Below are 15,177 nucleotides of genomic sequence, written 5' to 3'. Positions count from 1 at the left end.
TCAGCCCACCTCGGCCAGGGTGTTGAATTCGTGCGCATCCACCGCGCCCGAGGCCCGTTCGGCCCAGGGATCGACCTGCGCGTATTTCTGCGAGAAGATGAAGCGGGCGAAGGCGGCGCGGCGGCCTTCGGCGTCCTCGACCACGCGCTTTTGGATGTAGTCCATGCCGACCCGCTCGACCCACGGCGCGGTGCGCTCCAGGTAGCGGGCCTCTTCCCGGTAGATCTGCATGAAGGCGCCGGAATACTCCAACACCTCCTCTTCGGTGGCGACGCGGACCAGATGGTCGGTGCCGCGCAGCTCGATGCCGCCGTTGCCGCCCACCGAGATGTCGTAGCCGGCCTCGACGCAGACGATACCGATGTCCTTGATGGAGGCCTCGGCGCAATTGCGCGGGCAGCCCGACACCGCCAGCTTGACCTTGTGCGGCGTCCACGACCCCCACATCAGCTTCTCCAGCTTGACGCCGAGGCCGGTGGAATCCTGGGTGCCGAAGCGGCACCATTCCGAGCCGACGCAGGTCTTCACGGTGCGCAGGCCCTTGGAATAGGCATGGCCCGAGATCAGCCCGGCCTTGTTGAGGTCGCCCCACACGCCGGGAAGATCCTCCTTCTTGACGCCCAGCAGGTCGATGCGCTGGCCGCCGGTGACCTTCACCGTGGGGATCTCGTACTTGTCGGCCACGTCGGCGATGGCGCGCAGCTCGTCGGGCGTGGTGAGGCCCCCCCACATGCGCGGCACCACCGAATAGGTGCCGTCCTTCTGGATGTTGGCGTGGACGCGCTCGTTGATGAAGCGGCTCTGGTAATCGTCCACGTATTCGCTGGGCCAGGCGCACAGCAGGTAGTAGTTCAAGGCCGGGCGGCACTTGGCGCAGCCGTCGGCATGGCGCCAGCCCAGCGCCGAACGCACCGCGTCCTGGGTCTTCAGGTCCTGGGCGATGATGGCCTTCCGGACCTCGTCGTGGGACAGGTCGGTGCAGCCGCACATGCCGGCGGCCTTGGCTTCCACCACTTCGCCGGTGACGTGGGAAAGGATAGCCTGGACCACCGAGGCGCACTGGCCGCAGGACGCCGAGGCCTTGGTGTGGGCCTTGACCTCGTCCAGGCTGGTCAGCCCCTTCTCGGTGATGGCCTTGACGATGGCGCCCTTGGACACGCCGTTGCAGCCGCAGACCTGGGTGTCGTCGCTCATGGCGGCGACGTTGACGCCGCCCCCGTGGCCCTTGCAGGAGGAATCGGCATAGGCCTGGCCGAAGATCATGCGGTCGCGGATGGCGGCCACGTCGGCCTTCTCGCGCATCAGCTGGAAGTACCAGGAGCCGTCGGCGACGTCGCCGTACATGACGGCACCCACCACCTTGTCGGCGCGGATAACCAGCTTCTTGTAGATGCCCTTGGCGCTGTCGCGGTAGACCAGTTCCTCGTCGGCCTCGTCCTGGGCGGCCAACTGACCGGCCGAGAACACGTCGATGCCGGTGATCTTGAGCCGGGTGGACAGCGGCGGGGTCTCGTAGTTGAGGCCGTCGCGGCCGGCAAGCCGCGAGGCGCAGACCTTGGCCTGCTCCCAGATGGGGGCGACCAGCCCGAAGATCTGGCCCCGATGCTCGACGCACTCGCCCACCGAATAGATGGCCGGGTCCGAGGTGGCCATGTCGTCGCCCACCGCGATGCCGCGGTTGATGTCCAGGCCCGAGGCCTTGGCCAGATCCACGTTGGGGCGGATGCCGATGGCGACCACCACCAGGTCGGCGGGAATCTCGCGGCCGTCGGTGAGCTTGACGCCCTTGGCGGTTCCCTCCTCGGCGCCCATGATCTCCTCGGTCTGGCCCGAGGTGAAGAAGTGCAGGCCGCGCTCGGTCAGGTCCTTTTGCAGCAGGTGGCCGGCTTCCACGTCCAGCTGGCGTTCCATCAGGGTGGGCATCAGGTGGACCAGGGCTACCGGCATGCCGCGCCGCTTCAGGCCCCAGGCGGCTTCCAGGCCCAGAAGGCCGCCGCCGATCACCACGGCGCGCTGCTGGGCCTCGGCCGCTTCCAGCATCTTGTCCACGTCGGCGATGTCGCGGAAGGCGACCACACCGGGCAGGTCCAGGCCGGGCAGCGGCGGCATCAGCGGCTTGGAGCCGGTGGCCAGCAGCAGCTTGTCGTAGGGCACCACGACGCCGTTGGCCGAACTCACCGTCTTTGCCGCGCGGTCGATGGCGACGACGGGGTCGCCGGTGTGAAGGGTGATGCCGTTTTCGGCGTACCATTCGCGGGTGTTGATGACGATGTCGTCCACCTGCTTCTCGCCGGCCAGCACCGAGGACAGCATGATGCGGTTGTAATTGGGGTGGGGCTCGGCCCCGAACACCGTGATGTCGTAGCGGGCCGGCGCGATGGCCAGCAATTCCTCGACGGTGCGCATGCCGGCCATGCCGTTGCCGATGACGACCAGCTTCTGGCGGGGAACAGCGTTCATGTGAGGTCTCCTGATTCGGTCCGCGCCGCCGGGGCGGAGGCGATGATGCGGGCGGTGAAGGGATCGAAGGTGGCGCCGCCCAGCAGCAGGTCGGGGCCCATCTCCATGGGGCGGGTGGCCTTCAGCAGGGTCCAGGGGCCGGCGTGGGCGCCCTCGGTCTTGTAGTCGGTGAGCGGCACGCGCAGGCCCAGCGCCAGGGCGGCCACCCGGTAGAGGTCGGGGCGGAACACGGCTTCGGCGGCCGAGCGCGTGTCCAGGGCGGCGGGCGCCATGCCCCAGCGCTTCATCATCTCCAGGTGCCACATGGCCTGGGAGCGCCAGGGGAAGTTGGCGGCCTGGGCGTGGAAGGTGATCAGCGTCCTGGGCAGGCCGTGCTCGCCCAGCAGCGGGGCCAGCAGGGCGTCGACGGGGGCGTTGACGTATTGCGGCTGGGCCAGCAGCTCGGCCAGTTCGCAGCGGTTGTCGTCGCACCATTGGGCGGCGCTGATCAGCGCCTGCAGCACCGCCAGATGGGTCTCGGGGTGGCTTTCCGCCCAGCTTTGAGTGACGGCGAAGACCTTTTCCAGCCGTCCGGCGAAGATGTCGCCGCTGGTCGCGGCGATGCGGCCCAGATTCATGCGGGCCGCCAGGCTGCCCCAGGGCTCGCCGACGCAATAGCCGACGATGTTGCCCGCCGACAGGAACGAGATCATCTGGGGCGGCGGCACCACGGTAAGGGTGACGTCCTTCTGGGTGTCGATGCCGGCGGCTTCCATCCACAGCCGTAACTCGGCGGCGTGGGAGGAATAGGGATAGACGGTGGCGAACGTCATGGGCGGACGGCCGCAGGCCTTGTCGGCCTCGATCACCCGCTTCAGGGCGCGGGCGGAGACGGGGGCGGCTTCCATGGAATCGGGATCGGCGGCCTCCATGCGCTCCCACAGGGCGTTGCCGATGGCGATGGTGTTGCCGCCCAGGTTCAGCGCCATGCCGGCGGCCATGGGCACCCGGATCGGCGACAGCCCCAGGCTCATGGCCAGCGGCATGGGGGCCAGCATCTGGGCCCCGTCCAGCGCGCCCACCGCCACCTTGTCGCGGATCGACGCCCACGAGGCCTCGCGCGACAGCTCGACGTCGAGGCCCATCTCGGCGAAGAAGCCGCGCTCCTTGGCCACCACCAGGGGGGCCGCGTCGATCAGGGGCACGATGCCAAGCTTCAGGCGGGTCTTTTCCAGGTTCATCTCGTCGGTCCCTCGGCCAAACAAAAAAGGCGTTCCGCGGAAAGGCCCGGTGCCGGCCCATTGGGGGCGGCGCCGAATTTCCGTGGAACGCCTTTGTTCCTTCGCCCCATGGGCCGCTTCGTCGCGACACCGGGGCTTCGTCTTAGGGCGGCGGGCCTCGCCATTGAGGTCCGCCTGAAGTCTCGTCCTCTGCTTTGCACGCCTCATGCCAAGCCGGATGCGGCGAAAATGCTGGGCTTGATGCCGATGGCCGGCAGGATGTGCCTAAAAAATAAACAGTAACAAAATGACGGTCTAAAAATTAATCAGGTCAGGAGGCCTTGGCGTGGGCGCCGGTCTCGTACTCGTCGAGGAAGTTCAGCACCTCGGCGCGATACTCGTAGTAGCGCGGGTGTTCCAGCAGGGCGCGCCGGGTGCGCGGGCGCGGAATGTCGACGTTCAGGATCTTGCCGATGCGGGCGTTGGGGCCGTTGGTCATCATCACCACCTTGTCGGCCATCAGGATGGCCTCGTCCACGTCGTGGGTGACGCAGATGGCGGTGACCTTGGTGCGCGCCCAGACCTCCATCAGCACTTCCTGCAATTCCCAGCGGGTCAGCGAGTCCAGCATGCCGAACGGCTCGTCCAGCAGCAGCAGCTTGGGGCTAAGGGCGAAGGCGCGTGCGATGCCGACCCGCTGCTTCATGCCGTTGGACAGCTCCGCCGCCTTCTTGTCCATGGAATCGCCCAGGCCGACGCGTTCCAGATAATAGGCGACGATGTCGTAGCGTTCCGCCGGACTGGCGTGGGGATAGACGCGGTCCACGCCCAGCGCCACGTTCTGGATGGCGGTGAGCCAGGGGAACAGCGAGGGGGCCTGGAACACCACGGCGCGGTCGGGGCCTGCCTGGGCGACCTCGCGGCCGTCCAGGATGACGCCGCCCTCGGAGACGTCGGTCAGGCCCGCCGTCATGGTCAGCACCGTGGACTTGCCGCAGCCCGAATGGCCGATCAGCGAGATGAACTCGCCCTGGTGCATCTTGAGGTCGAAGCCGTCCACCACGGTCAGCGGGCCCTTGGGGGTGGGGTAGATCTTCTTGACGCGGGAGAATTCCACGTAGCGGTCGGGATTGTTGACTTTGCCGGCCTCGCGGTAGGCCTTGGGCGGCCCGCCGAAGCTGATGGGGGTGACGGCGGGCAGGATGCGTCCGTCGCCGGTCTCGGCCCCGCGCTCGACGCCGACCGCCATCAGGTATTCGGTGACCTCGGCCCGCAGGCGCTTGAAGTCGGGATCGGAATTGACGGCGGCGCGGTCGCGGGGACGCGGCAGGTCCACCTTGAAGCTGGGGCCGAAGGTAGCTCCCGGTCCGGGATTGAGCGGGATAATGCGGTCGGCCAGCAGCAGCGCCTCGTCCACGTCGTTGGTGATGAGAACGACGGTCTTCTTCTCCTGCTCCCAGATGGATTCGATCTCGTCTTGCAGTTTGGCGCGCGTCAGGGCGTCCAGCGCCGACAACGGCTCGTCGAGCAGCAGGATGTCGGGGCTCATGGCCAGCGCGCGGGCCACGGCGACCCGCTGGCGCATGCCGCCCGACAGCTCCGCCGGGCGGCGCTCGGCGGCGTGGGACAGGCCGACCATGCCGATATACTTGGCGATACGGGCCTGGCGCTCGGCCTTGGGCGCGTCGGGCATGACCGAGTCCACCGCCAGCGCGATGTTGCCCTCCACCGTCAGCCAGGGCATCAGCGAGTAGCTTTGGAACACCACGCCGCGATCGGCGCCGGGCCCCTCCACCGCCTTGCCCCGCAGCAGGACTTCTCCGGCATCGGGCTTGATCAGCCCGGCCATCAGGGACACCAGGGTGGTCTTGCCCGAGCCGGAGAAGCCCAGGATGGCGATGAACTCGCCGTCCTCGATCTCCAGGTCGATATCGCGCAACACCGAGGTGGGGCCGTAGGACTTGGCGACGTTCTTGAGTTCGAGGATCGGCATGGTCGATCTCCTGGTCAGCGGGTATTGGAGTGGGAGAACAGCGCCTGGCAGGCCAGCATGACGCGGTCCAGCAGGAAGCCGATCAGGCCGATGGTCAGCACGGCGACCATGATCTTGGCGAGCGACTGCGACGAGCCGTTCTGGAACTCGTCCCACACGAATTTGCCCAGCCCCGGGTTCTGGGCCAGCATCTCGGCGGCGATCAGCACCATCCAGCCCACGCCCAGCGACAGCCTGAGGCCGGTGAAGATGTAGGGCAGGGCCGAGGGCAGGACCAGCTTGCGGATGGTGGTGCCCATGGGCAGGTTCAGCACCCGGCCGACATTCATCAAATCCTTGTCGATGGAGGCGACGCCCACCGCGGTGTTGATCAGCGTGGTCCACAGCGAGCACAGCGTCACCGTGATGGCCGAGTTGAGGAAGGCCTTCTCGAACATGGGGTCGGTGCTGGTATAGGACGCCGACACCACCATGGTGACGATGGGCAGCCAGGCCAGGGGCGACACCGGCTTGAAGATCTGGATCAGCGGGTTCAGCGCGGCGTTGACGGTCTTGGACAGGCCGCACATGACGCCCAGCGGCACGGCCACGGCAGTAGCCAGCATGAAGCCCATGAACACCGTCTTCAGGCTGGTGGCGATCTGGTCGAGATAGGTGGGCTTGCCGGTGAACTTGCGCACCTTGGTCTCGGCCGCCGGGTCCTCGGCCTTCAGCTCGGCGTTGCGCTTGGCCTGGCGCTCGTAGAAGGCCGCCTCCTTGGCGCGCTCGGCCTTGTGGTCGGCCAGCAGGTTGCCCACCTGCTCCCACACCTGGGCCGGGCCGGGGACGGCGCCCAGCGAGGTCTGCACCTTGGGCGCCAGCGCGCCCCAGGCGGCGAGGAACAGGACGATGGCCAGCACGGGCACGCCGATCTGGCGCCACAATTCGCCCAGCTGGCGCTTAGGGTCGGTCCCCGTCATCAGCTTGAACAGCGGAACCACCCAGCCCACGCCCGCCACCGTCAGGGTGGGGGCCGCCCGGTTGAGGGCGTTGGCGAAGGAGAAGGCGGGCTTGGCCGGCTTGGTGGGGGTGCTGTGCCCCGCGGCTTGGGTGATGGTGCTCATGGCTTTGTCCTCGCTTGGGGGCATCTCAGTTTCCGGCCACCTTGTTGTTTTCCACCTTCTGGGCGCCCTTGAGGCCGATGGAGAACTTCTTCAGGTAGTCGTTGGGCTTCTTGCCGTCATAGGAGATGCCGTCGATGAACTCGGCGGTCGGCGCGCGGTAGCCGTCGGAATCCCAGGGAAAGTCCTCCTTGGCCACCTTGCCCTCGTCCAGCAGCGCCTTGGCGGCCTTGAGGTAGACGTCCGGCTTGTAGACCTTCCTGGCCATGTCGGCGTACCAGGAATCGGGCTTGGCCTCGGCGATCTGGCCCCAGCGGCGCATCTGGCTCAGGTACCAGACGGCGTCCGAGTAGAAGGGGTAGGTGGCGTAGTAGCGGTAGAACACGTTGAAGTCGGGAACGGCGCGCTTGTCGCCCTTCTCGTACTCGAAGGTGCCGGTCATGGAATTGGCGATAACCTTGGCGTCGGCGCCCACGTATTCGGGCTTGGCCAGGATCTTCACCGCCTCGTCGCGGTTGGCGTTGTTGTTCTCGTCCAGCCACTTGCCGGCGCGGATCAGGGCCTTGACCACCGCCAGGTGGGTGTTGGGGTTCTTCTCGGCCCAGGCGTTGTTGACGCCGAACACCTTCTCGGGGTTGTTCTTCCAGATCTCGTAATCGGTGATCACCGGCACGCCGATGCCCTTGAACACGGCGGCCTGGTTCCAGGGCTCGCCCACGCTATAGCCCGAGATGGTGCCTGCCTCGAGCGTGGCGGGCATCTGGGGCGGCGGCGTCACCGACAACAGGGCGTCGGCGCCGATCTGGCCCGACACGTTGTCGGGGCTGTAATAGCCGGGATTGATGCCGCCCGAGGCCAGCCAGTAGCGCAGCTCGTAATTGTGGGTGGAGACCGGGAAGACCATGCCCATGTTGAAGCTCTTGCCCTGGGCCTTCAGCGCGTCCACCACCTTCTTCAGGGCGTCGGCCTTGATGGGGTGGACGATCTTGCCGTCGGGGCCCTTGGGCAGGTGCGGCTTCATCATCTCCCACACCTCGTTGGAGACGGTGATGCCGTTGCCGTTCAGATCCATGGAGAAGGCGGTGACCACGTGGGCCTGGGTGCCGTAGCCGATGGTGGCGCCGATGGGCTGGCCGGCCAGCATGTGGGCGCCGTCCAGTTCGCCCGAGATGACGCGGTCGAGCAGCACTTTCCAGTTGGCCTGGGGCTCCAGGGTGACGAACAGGCCTTCGTCCTCGAAGAAGCCCTTTTCCTTGGCGATGGCCAGCGGCGCCATGTCGGTCAGCTTGATGAAGCCGAGCTTCAGCTCGTCCTTCTCCAGCTTCAGCTTGGCGGCCTCGGCCGACAGCGGCAGGGCGGCGGCCATCAGGCCGGCGGCGGCGATCCCAATGGCGACGCGGCGCGTCAGGCCGTTGCTCTCGAACTTGGTCATCTTGCTCATGTCAGCCCCTCGCCGATCTGGAGTTCAAAACGCAAAAAAGGCGTTCCGCGACGTCACGCCATCCCGTGCAAGGGGGCGCAATTGCCGTGGAACGCCTTTGTTCCTTCATCGGCCGGGCCGGCATCGTCGCCGGATCGGCCGTCTGTCATCTCGTGGGGCGGGACCTCGCCATTGAGGGGCGCCGCCGTCGCAAGGAGAGGAAAGCAACCTCCGTGCCAGAGCGGGATTTGACCGATTCAGTGATTTTGCGGCACCGCAGCATATGCGCAATGCCTAAAAATTAGACGCAAATATAAAACTGTCTAAATTTTAGCCAATGCGCCAGCCGGAGGGCGGGCGGAGCGCGGCCGTGACCGGCCGTTGGGCATTTGGGTAATAAAAGCGGCAGGTCAGCCCAGCAGCTCGGCGGCCTCGATGACCTTGTTGGCCACGTCGATCAGGCGCTGCTTCTGGTCCATGGCCATGCGCCGCATCAGGCGGTAGGCCTCGTCCTCCTCGACCTTGCGCCGCTTCATCAAGATGCCCTTGGCCTTCTCGATCTGCTTGCGCTCGGCCAGCGTGGTGCGCGCCTTGTCCAGCTCGCCCCGCAGGGACTGGAACTGGGCGAAGCGGGCGATGGCCACGTCGATCACCGGGCGGACCCGGTCGGGCTTCAGCCCGTCCACCACATAGGCGGAGACGCCCGCCTCCACCGCCGCCTTGATGGTCTCGGGCTTGCCGTCCTGGGCGAACATCACCACCGGGCGGCCCTGCTCGATGCCGACGCGGCGCATGTCTTCCAGGGTGTCGCGGTCAGGCGAATCGATGTCGACGATGATCACGTCGGCGGCCAGCTCCGCCACGCGGGCGGGCAGGCCGGCGCCGCTGGCGAACACCGCCACCACGGTGAAGCCGTCGGCCTCCAGCGAGGAGCGGACCATTTCCGCCCGGTCCCGCTCGTCGTCCACCACGATGACCCGCAATCCCATGTGCATTCCTTGAGGCTGTGTCGAAGGTAAACAAGCATGTATCATGCCAGTTGTCAGGTGTTTCCCCTCTCCCCAACGTGGGGCCTTCGCCGGGCATTGCAATGCCCTGTTTCGGTGCTACCCTCGACGGGTCGAATGATTGAGGAGTGGTCGCGGTGGGCGGAAAACGGGCATTGGCGCTTCTTCTGGTCGCCATGACGGCCTTTCCCGCCCTGGCCGGCGGCAAGGGCGGCAAGGAAGGCGGCAGCGGCGGCGAATCCCAGGGCGCCATGTGGGCGACCTTGGCCGGGCCGCGGGAAGTGGTGGTGGCGCCGCCCCAGGCCAGCGAAAGCCTGGGCACCGTGGCGGTGATCGCCACCATGTGGGCCGGGTCGGGCTCGGCCAAGTGCCGGGTCAATTTCGTGGTGGAGAACTATTCCTCGGCCAATGTGGCGCTGGGCTTCATCGCCCGGACCTTCGGGGCCAAGGACGAACTGGTGGACAACTGGGTGGTCAGCGTCGCCGCCTTGCCCCCCAGCGGGCGTACCGGCCGGCTGTTCTCGTGCACATTGGGGGCGACCCAGCTGACCATCGTTCCCACCGCCGGCTACGACTGGCCGCCCGCCAAGTGCGTCAAGGCGGGGGAGGAGACCGAGATGTGCCCGCTCACCTTGAAGCTCACCTCCACCGTTCCCATCGCGCTCGGCAAGGAAGAAAAGAAGCCGGAAAAGCCCGAGGACAAGAAGGCCAAGAAATAGCCTTTCCATGACCTTTGTCCAACTTGCCGGGTATGTGAAGTCGCCCTAGGGTCTCGCCCCGAGACGGGGGGCGGCGAATGGCCGGGCAATCGATAGTCAGGTGGATGAGACCGGCGGCGGCTTGGCTGCTGGCGCTTGTCCTGCTGATCGGCACCATGCCGCCCATTCCCTCCGCGATCGGCGGCAATGGGCCGGATGCCTTCGTCGCCGCCGACCTCTGCTCCAGCACCCATGGGGTCGATCCCGCCCAGGCGGGCGGACCCAAGCATGATTGCGGCGGCCATTGCTGCATCCTGTCGGGCAAGGTGCTGCCGCCCGCCCCGCTGGCCGTGCGGCCGCTTGGGCTGGTGGTGGCCGAGCGGTCCGTCCCGGACCCGTCCGCCGAGCCGGACCAGCCGTCACTTCCACTCCCCCCCGCCCGCGCCCCTCCGTTCCTCGCCGCCTAAGACACGGCCCGCCTGTTCGGGCCGCCTTTAAGCGATTCATTCATCGAGGAACATCATGACCTGCCACGCGATTCATCGTGGCGGACGTCGGCATGGCCGCGTCCGTCTGCTTGCCACCACCTTTCTTTCCACGATCCTGATGTCCGGCGCCGCATGGGCCGAGGACATTCCCGAAGTGGTGATCTCGGCGCCGCGCCTCAGCATTCCGGCCGAGGCCAAGGCCAGCGCCGCCGGCGACACCGCCAGGCTGCTGTCGGGCACGCCCGGTCTCAACCTCATCACCAATGGCGGCGTCTCCAGCCTGCCCGACATCCATGGCCTGGCCGACGACCGGCTGAAGATCCTGGTGGACGGCATGGAGCTCACGTCGGCTTGCTCCAACCACATGAATCCGGCGCTGTCCTATATGGATTCCTCCAAGGTGGAGCGGGTCGAGGTGTGGAGCGGCATCACCCCCGTGAGCGCCGGCGGCGACAATATCGGCGGCGTCATCTCGGTGAAGGCGGCTCCGCCGGTCTTCGCCGCGCCGGGCGAGGGCTATGCGGTGGGAGGCCGGGCCTCGGCCTTCTTCAAGAGCGTCAACACCGGCATCGGCGGCTCGCTGGCCGTGCATGGCGCCGACGACACCTACAGCCTGGGCTATGACGGGTCGTGGGTGCGCGGCCTCAACTACTCAGCGGGCGGCGACGGCCGCACGGTCCACTCCACCCGCTACGAATCGCGCAACCACGAGCTCTCTCTCGGTGTGAAGGGCAATGCCGGCCTGCTGGTGCTGAAGGCCGGGCAACAGGACATCCCCTTCCAGGGCTTCGCCAACCAGCGCATGGATATGACCGGCAACAAGGGCTATCACGGCAACGGCCGCTACGAGGGCGAGTTCGGCTGGGGCAAGCTGGAAGCCCGCGCCTATTGGCAGCAGGTCAAGCACGCCATGGACCAGGCCGCCAACGAGAAGGGCGGCAAGATGCCCATGCGCACCGACGCCACCGACGTGGGCTACGCCGTCAAGGGCGACATCAACCTGTCCCAGGCGAGCACATTGCGGATCGGGCACGAATTCCACCGCTTCATGCTCGAGGATTGGTGGCCGCCGGTGGCGGGCAGCGCCTCCATGTCGCCGCTTACCTTCCAGTCCATCTATGGCGGCACCCGCGACGTGGTCAGCGCCTTTGCGGAGTGGGAGGAGAAGTGGTCGCCGCAATGGACCACCCTGCTGGGCCTGCGTAGCGACACGGTGCTGATGGATACCGGCGCGGTCCATGGCTACGGCACCGCCCAGGAGGGTATCGACGCCACCGCCTTCAACGGCCGTAACCACGCGAAGATAGACGCCAACTTCGACCTGACCGCCCTGGTCCGCTACGAGCCCGACGGCACCAACACCAACGAACTGGGCTATGCCAGGAAGTCGCGCTCGCCCAACCTCTACGAGCGCTACTCATGGTCCACGTCCAACATGGACAGCCGGATGATCAACTGGACCGGCGACGCCAACGGCTATCTGGGCAACCTGGACCTCAAGCCCGAGGTGGCCCACACCGTCAGCACCTCGGTGGCGCTGCACGATGCGGGGCGCAAGGACTGGGGCATCAAGGCTACGCCCTACGCCACCTACATCGTCGATTACATCGGCGTCGATAAGGTGCGGAACAACGTTTCGGGCGGAGCCAACTACCCGCTGCTGAAATTCGCCAACCACGACGCCATGATGTACGGCATCGACTTCTCCGGCAGCGCGGTTTTCGCCCGCGACACCGGCTGGGGCGACTTCAAGCTCACGGGGCGGCTGGGCTGGCTGCACGGCGAGATGGTCAATACCGGCAAGGCCATGTACCACGTCATGCCCATCAACGGTAAGGCCGCCATCGAGCAGAGCCTGGGCGGCTGGACCTCGGCGATCGAGGCGGAGCTGGTGGGGACCAAGGCGGGCGTGGACACCCTGCGCCAGGAGCCCAAGACCCCCGGGTATGCCCTGCTCAACCTGCGCGGCGGCTATGAGTGGGAGGCGGTGCAGGTCAGTCTCGGCGTCGACAACCTGTTCGACCGGCGCTACTACCACCCGCTGGGCGGCGTGGATTACACCGAAATGAGGCGCACCGGCCGTGGAACCAACACTCAGGCGGGCCCCCTGGCGGCGCCCGGCCGTTCGCTCAACGCCGGGGTGACGGTGAAGTTCTGATCGCGTGGACCGAGGGGGAGCGATCCCCCTCGGACTTACATCAAGATGCGCTGGTCGGAACCGATCATCCCATCGCCCTCAATCGCCGGGCGCCGCCGGTGGCGGCTTGGCTCCCGCCGCATAAGCGGCGCGGCCCCTTGGGCCTATCCAAGCAGCGACGAGTCACGCTCATCGCTGCTTGGTCTTACTCGTAGGGCTGGGCGTTGACCGTTTCCACCCGCCAGCCGGCGGCAGTGGAATCCAGCCGGGTCAGCGACAGCGGCTTGACCGCGAAGCGCAGCGCCTGTTCCGGCTTCAAATCCAGCGCCACCGCCAGCGCGGCGCGCACCGTTCCCGCATGAACCACCGCCAGGATGTCGCGGCCCGCCTGGGCGGCGGTGATCTGCTCCAGCGCGCCCTGCACCCGCCCGATCATGGCGGCGAAACTTTCTCCTCCGGGGGGCGCCGTTGCGGCGGGGTTGGCCCAGAAGCCGGCGAGGTCCGGGTCCTTGGCCGCTTCCAGCTCCATCCACGAGCGGCCCTGCCAGCGACCGAAATCCTGCTCGGCCAGATCGGGCTCGACCATGGGGGGCGGCAGCAGCAGGCCGGCGGCCTCCAGCGCTCCGGCGGTCTGGCGGCAGCGGATCAGGCCGCTTTCCACCAGCACCGGGTTGACCGGCAGGGTGCGGGCCAGGGACCGGAACACCTCGTCCTCGGAGGTGTCGCAGGCCACGTCCAGGCGGCCGGTGATGCGGCCGTGCGGGCAGGGAACGGGGGCGTGGCGCAGCAGCCACCAGCGTGTCGCATTCTGGCTCATGCGAGAACTCCGGCGGCGGCCAGCAGCACGGCGATTTCCGTCGCCTGCTGCACCGATCCCAGCACGTCGCCGGTATAGCCGCCCAGCGCGCGTCGGGCGATCCAGACCACGGCCCCGCCGGCGGCCAGGGCGGCCAGCAGCGCGGCCAGGGTTCCCGGCAGCCCCAGCCCGGTCAGGCAGGCCAGCAGGCCCAGCCCGGCGGCGGTGGCGGCGATGGTGGCGTCGGGTGATCCGGCGCCGGCTCCCAGCCCGTCGGGGCGGGCGGGGCCCATCACCTGCATGGCGGCGGGGATCAGGGCGCGCGACAGGGCGCAAGCTGCGACCAGGGCGGCGCATTGGCTCCAGCCCATGGGAATGGCGGCCAGGGCCGAGGCCCTGAGGCCCACCGTGAAGACCAGGGCCAGCACCCCGAAGGCGCCGGTGCGTGAATCGCGCATCACCTCGAGCCGCCGCTCGCGGCCGCCGCGCGCCCCCAGCCCGTCGGCCAGATCGGCCAGCCCGTCCTCGTGCAGCGCCCCGGTGGCCAGCACCAGGGCGAGGACGGCCAGCATGGCGGCGGGCAAGGGCGGCAGCACGCTTGCCGCCGCCCAGGCGATGGCGGCGGCCCCCAGGCCCAGGCCGATTCCCACCAGGGGAAAGGCGCGCATGGACCGCGCCAGATCGCCGATGCCGGCGTCGGGCAGCGGCAGGCGGGTCAGGAACACGGCGGCCAGATGGGCGTCGCCCAGCCAGGATCGCGGCGGCGGATTCTCGTCGATGACAGGTGACTCGTTCATGGTGATGGTTTATAGGACGGCCAAGGCCAAGCCGCAATATCTTGGGGGGAAAATCCTTGAATTCGTCTATTTCTAGCGTTGCCCAGATCCGCTCCCTGCTGGCCGCCCTGCCCGGCCCCGACGCGGCGGCCTCCGCCGCCTGGGCGGCGCGCGAGCCCCAGTTGACCAAGCCGGCCGGTTCACTGGGCCGCCTGGAAGAGGCTTCCGCCTGGCTGGCGGCCTGGCAGGGGCGTCATCCGCCCCGCATGGAAAGCCCGGCGGCCCGGGTGTTCGCCGGCAATCACGGCGTGGCAGCGCTGGGCGTCTCGGCCTTTCCGCCCGAGGTGACGGTGCAGATGGTGGCCAATTTCCGCCACGGCGGCGCGGCCATCAACCAGCTGTGCAAGACCTTCGGCATCGCGCTCGACGTGCTGGCCCTCGACCTGGATAAACCCACCGCCGACTTCACCCAAGGCCCCGCCATGGACGAGGCCGAGTTCGTCGCCGCCTTCCGGGCCGGCATGGATTCGGTTCCCGATGGCGCCGACGTGCTGGTGATCGGCGAGATGGGCATCGGCAACACCACGCCGGCGGCCGCCGTGTCGGCGGCGCTGTTCGGCGGCGAGGCGGGCGACTGGACCGGGCGCGGCACCGGCGTGGAAGGCGGCGCGCTGGCCCGCAAGATCGAGGTGGTGGGCCAGGGCGTGGCGCGGCACAAGGGGCTTTCGCCGCTCGATACCCTGCGCTGCCTGGGTGGGCGTGAACTGGCGGCCATGGCCGGGGCGGTGCTGTCCGCCCGGCAAAAGCGGGTGCCGGTGCTGCTGGACGGCTATGTCACCACGGCGGCGGTGGCCGCGCTGGAGGCCGAGGCCAAGGGGGCGCTGGACCATTGCATGGTCGGCCACGTCTCGGTGGAACCGGGACACAAGCGCCTGCTGGCCGCGCTCGGCAAGACCGCCCTGTTCGACCTGGGCATGCGGCTCGGCGAGGGATCGGGCGCCGCCCTGGCGGTGGGCGTGCTGAAGGCCGCCTGCGCCTGCCACGCCGGCATGGCGACCTTTGCCGAGGCGGGAGTCAGTGACAAGGACGAGGCTTAGGCCCAT

12 protein-coding genes are annotated in these 15,177 nt (G+C 67.9%); 4 read left to right on the top strand and 8 right to left on the bottom strand.

Annotated elements, in window-relative coordinates; all coding sequences use genetic code 11:
* From nirB to XM1_RS00645, 6 genes are all read right to left on the bottom strand, one after another.
* Positions 1 to 2,460 (bottom strand): nitrite reductase large subunit NirB, encoded by a 2,460-nt coding sequence (gene nirB, locus XM1_RS00675; protein ID WP_068428196.1) that lies wholly within the window; start codon positions 2,458 to 2,460, stop codon positions 1 to 3.
* Entirely contained in the window at positions 2,457 to 3,680 is a 1,224-nt protein-coding gene (locus XM1_RS00670) for a CmpA/NrtA family ABC transporter substrate-binding protein (RefSeq protein WP_068428194.1), read from the bottom strand. Before XM1_RS00670 ends, nirB begins: the two co-directional genes overlap by 4 nt.
* A gap of 310 nt (positions 3,681 to 3,990) precedes the next feature.
* The gene (locus XM1_RS00660) at positions 3,991 to 5,652 is read right to left on the bottom strand and encodes an ABC transporter ATP-binding protein (RefSeq protein WP_068428192.1); all 1,662 of its coding nucleotides are present in this window, start codon (positions 5,650 to 5,652) and stop codon (positions 3,991 to 3,993) included.
* 14 nt (positions 5,653 to 5,666) lie between these two features.
* On the bottom strand, positions 5,667 to 6,755 hold the full coding sequence (locus tag XM1_RS00655; RefSeq protein ID WP_068437332.1) for an ABC transporter permease: 1,089 nt from the start codon (positions 6,753 to 6,755) through the stop codon (positions 5,667 to 5,669).
* Between the two features lie 25 nt (positions 6,756 to 6,780).
* A complete protein-coding gene (locus XM1_RS00650) occupies positions 6,781 to 8,193 on the bottom strand; it encodes a CmpA/NrtA family ABC transporter substrate-binding protein (protein ID WP_068428191.1) in 1,413 nt (470 codons plus the stop codon).
* Between the two features lie 389 nt (positions 8,194 to 8,582).
* On the bottom strand, positions 8,583 to 9,161 hold the full coding sequence (locus XM1_RS00645; protein WP_231920640.1) for an ANTAR domain-containing response regulator: 579 nt from the start codon (positions 9,159 to 9,161) through the stop codon (positions 8,583 to 8,585).
* Between the two features lie 173 nt (positions 9,162 to 9,334).
* On the opposite strand from XM1_RS00645, the gene XM1_RS00640 reads away from it, so the two are divergent.
* The 3 genes from XM1_RS00640 (at position 9,335) to XM1_RS00630 (ending at position 12,523) form a co-directional block, all read left to right on the top strand.
* Positions 9,335 to 9,898 (top strand): hypothetical protein, encoded by a 564-nt coding sequence (locus XM1_RS00640; RefSeq protein ID WP_068428182.1) that lies wholly within the window; start codon positions 9,335 to 9,337, stop codon positions 9,896 to 9,898.
* A gap of 104 nt (positions 9,899 to 10,002) precedes the next feature.
* On the top strand, positions 10,003 to 10,344 hold the full coding sequence (locus XM1_RS00635) for a DUF2946 family protein (protein ID WP_068428179.1): 342 nt from the start codon (positions 10,003 to 10,005) through the stop codon (positions 10,342 to 10,344).
* Positions 10,345 to 10,399: 55 nt separating this feature from the next.
* A complete protein-coding gene (locus tag XM1_RS00630) occupies positions 10,400 to 12,523 on the top strand; it encodes a TonB-dependent receptor (protein ID WP_068428177.1) in 2,124 nt (707 codons plus the stop codon).
* A 184-nt stretch (positions 12,524 to 12,707) separates the two neighbouring features.
* Here the strand turns inward: XM1_RS00630 and XM1_RS00625 are convergent, their stop codons facing one another.
* The gene (locus XM1_RS00625) at positions 12,708 to 13,319 is read right to left on the bottom strand and encodes a histidine phosphatase family protein (RefSeq protein ID WP_068428174.1); all 612 of its coding nucleotides are present in this window, start codon (positions 13,317 to 13,319) and stop codon (positions 12,708 to 12,710) included.
* Positions 13,316 to 14,095, bottom strand: a complete 780-nt coding sequence (gene cobS, locus XM1_RS00620; RefSeq protein ID WP_068428169.1) for an adenosylcobinamide-GDP ribazoletransferase — start codon at positions 14,093 to 14,095, stop codon at positions 13,316 to 13,318. Before cobS ends, XM1_RS00625 begins: the two co-directional genes overlap by 4 nt.
* Before the next feature lie 56 nt (positions 14,096 to 14,151).
* On the opposite strand from cobS, the gene cobT reads away from it, so the two are divergent.
* Positions 14,152 to 15,171 carry a nicotinate-nucleotide--dimethylbenzimidazole phosphoribosyltransferase gene (gene cobT / locus XM1_RS00615; RefSeq protein WP_068428166.1) on the top strand — a complete coding sequence of 340 codons (1,020 nt, stop codon included), beginning with the start codon at positions 14,152 to 14,154 and terminating at the stop codon, positions 15,169 to 15,171.
* The last annotated feature ends 6 nt before the right edge of the window (positions 15,172 to 15,177 follow it).

The sequence above is a fragment of the Magnetospirillum sp. XM-1 genome (genome assembly GCF_001511835.1).
GTDB lineage: Bacteria > Pseudomonadota > Alphaproteobacteria > Rhodospirillales > Magnetospirillaceae > Phaeospirillum.
Note: the sequence above shows the minus strand (reverse complement) of the source record. Positions and strands in the feature narration are given on the sequence as shown.

Excerpts from the sequence above, each read along its gene's own strand:
- nirB (WP_068428196.1), bottom strand. The coding sequence starts at position 2,460 with ATGAACGCTGTTCCCCGCCAGAAGCTGGTCGTCATCGGCAACGGCATG.
- XM1_RS00670 (WP_068428194.1), bottom strand. The coding sequence starts at position 3,680 with ATGAACCTGGAAAAGACCCGCCTGAAGCTTGGCATCGTGCCCCTGATC.
- XM1_RS00660 (WP_068428192.1), bottom strand. The coding sequence starts at position 5,652 with ATGCCGATCCTCGAACTCAAGAACGTCGCCAAGTCCTACGGCCCCACC.
- XM1_RS00655 (WP_068437332.1), bottom strand. The coding sequence starts at position 6,755 with ATGAGCACCATCACCCAAGCCGCGGGGCACAGCACCCCCACCAAGCCG.
- XM1_RS00650 (WP_068428191.1), bottom strand. The coding sequence starts at position 8,193 with ATGAGCAAGATGACCAAGTTCGAGAGCAACGGCCTGACGCGCCGCGTC.
- XM1_RS00645 (WP_231920640.1), bottom strand. The coding sequence starts at position 9,161 with ATGGGATTGCGGGTCATCGTGGTGGACGACGAGCGGGACCGGGCGGAA.
- XM1_RS00635 (WP_068428179.1), top strand. The coding sequence starts at position 10,003 with ATGAGACCGGCGGCGGCTTGGCTGCTGGCGCTTGTCCTGCTGATCGGC.
- XM1_RS00630 (WP_068428177.1), top strand. The coding sequence starts at position 10,400 with ATGACCTGCCACGCGATTCATCGTGGCGGACGTCGGCATGGCCGCGTC.
- XM1_RS00625 (WP_068428174.1), bottom strand. The coding sequence starts at position 13,319 with ATGAGCCAGAATGCGACACGCTGGTGGCTGCTGCGCCACGCCCCCGTT.
- cobS (WP_068428169.1), bottom strand. The coding sequence starts at position 14,095 with ATGAACGAGTCACCTGTCATCGACGAGAATCCGCCGCCGCGATCCTGG.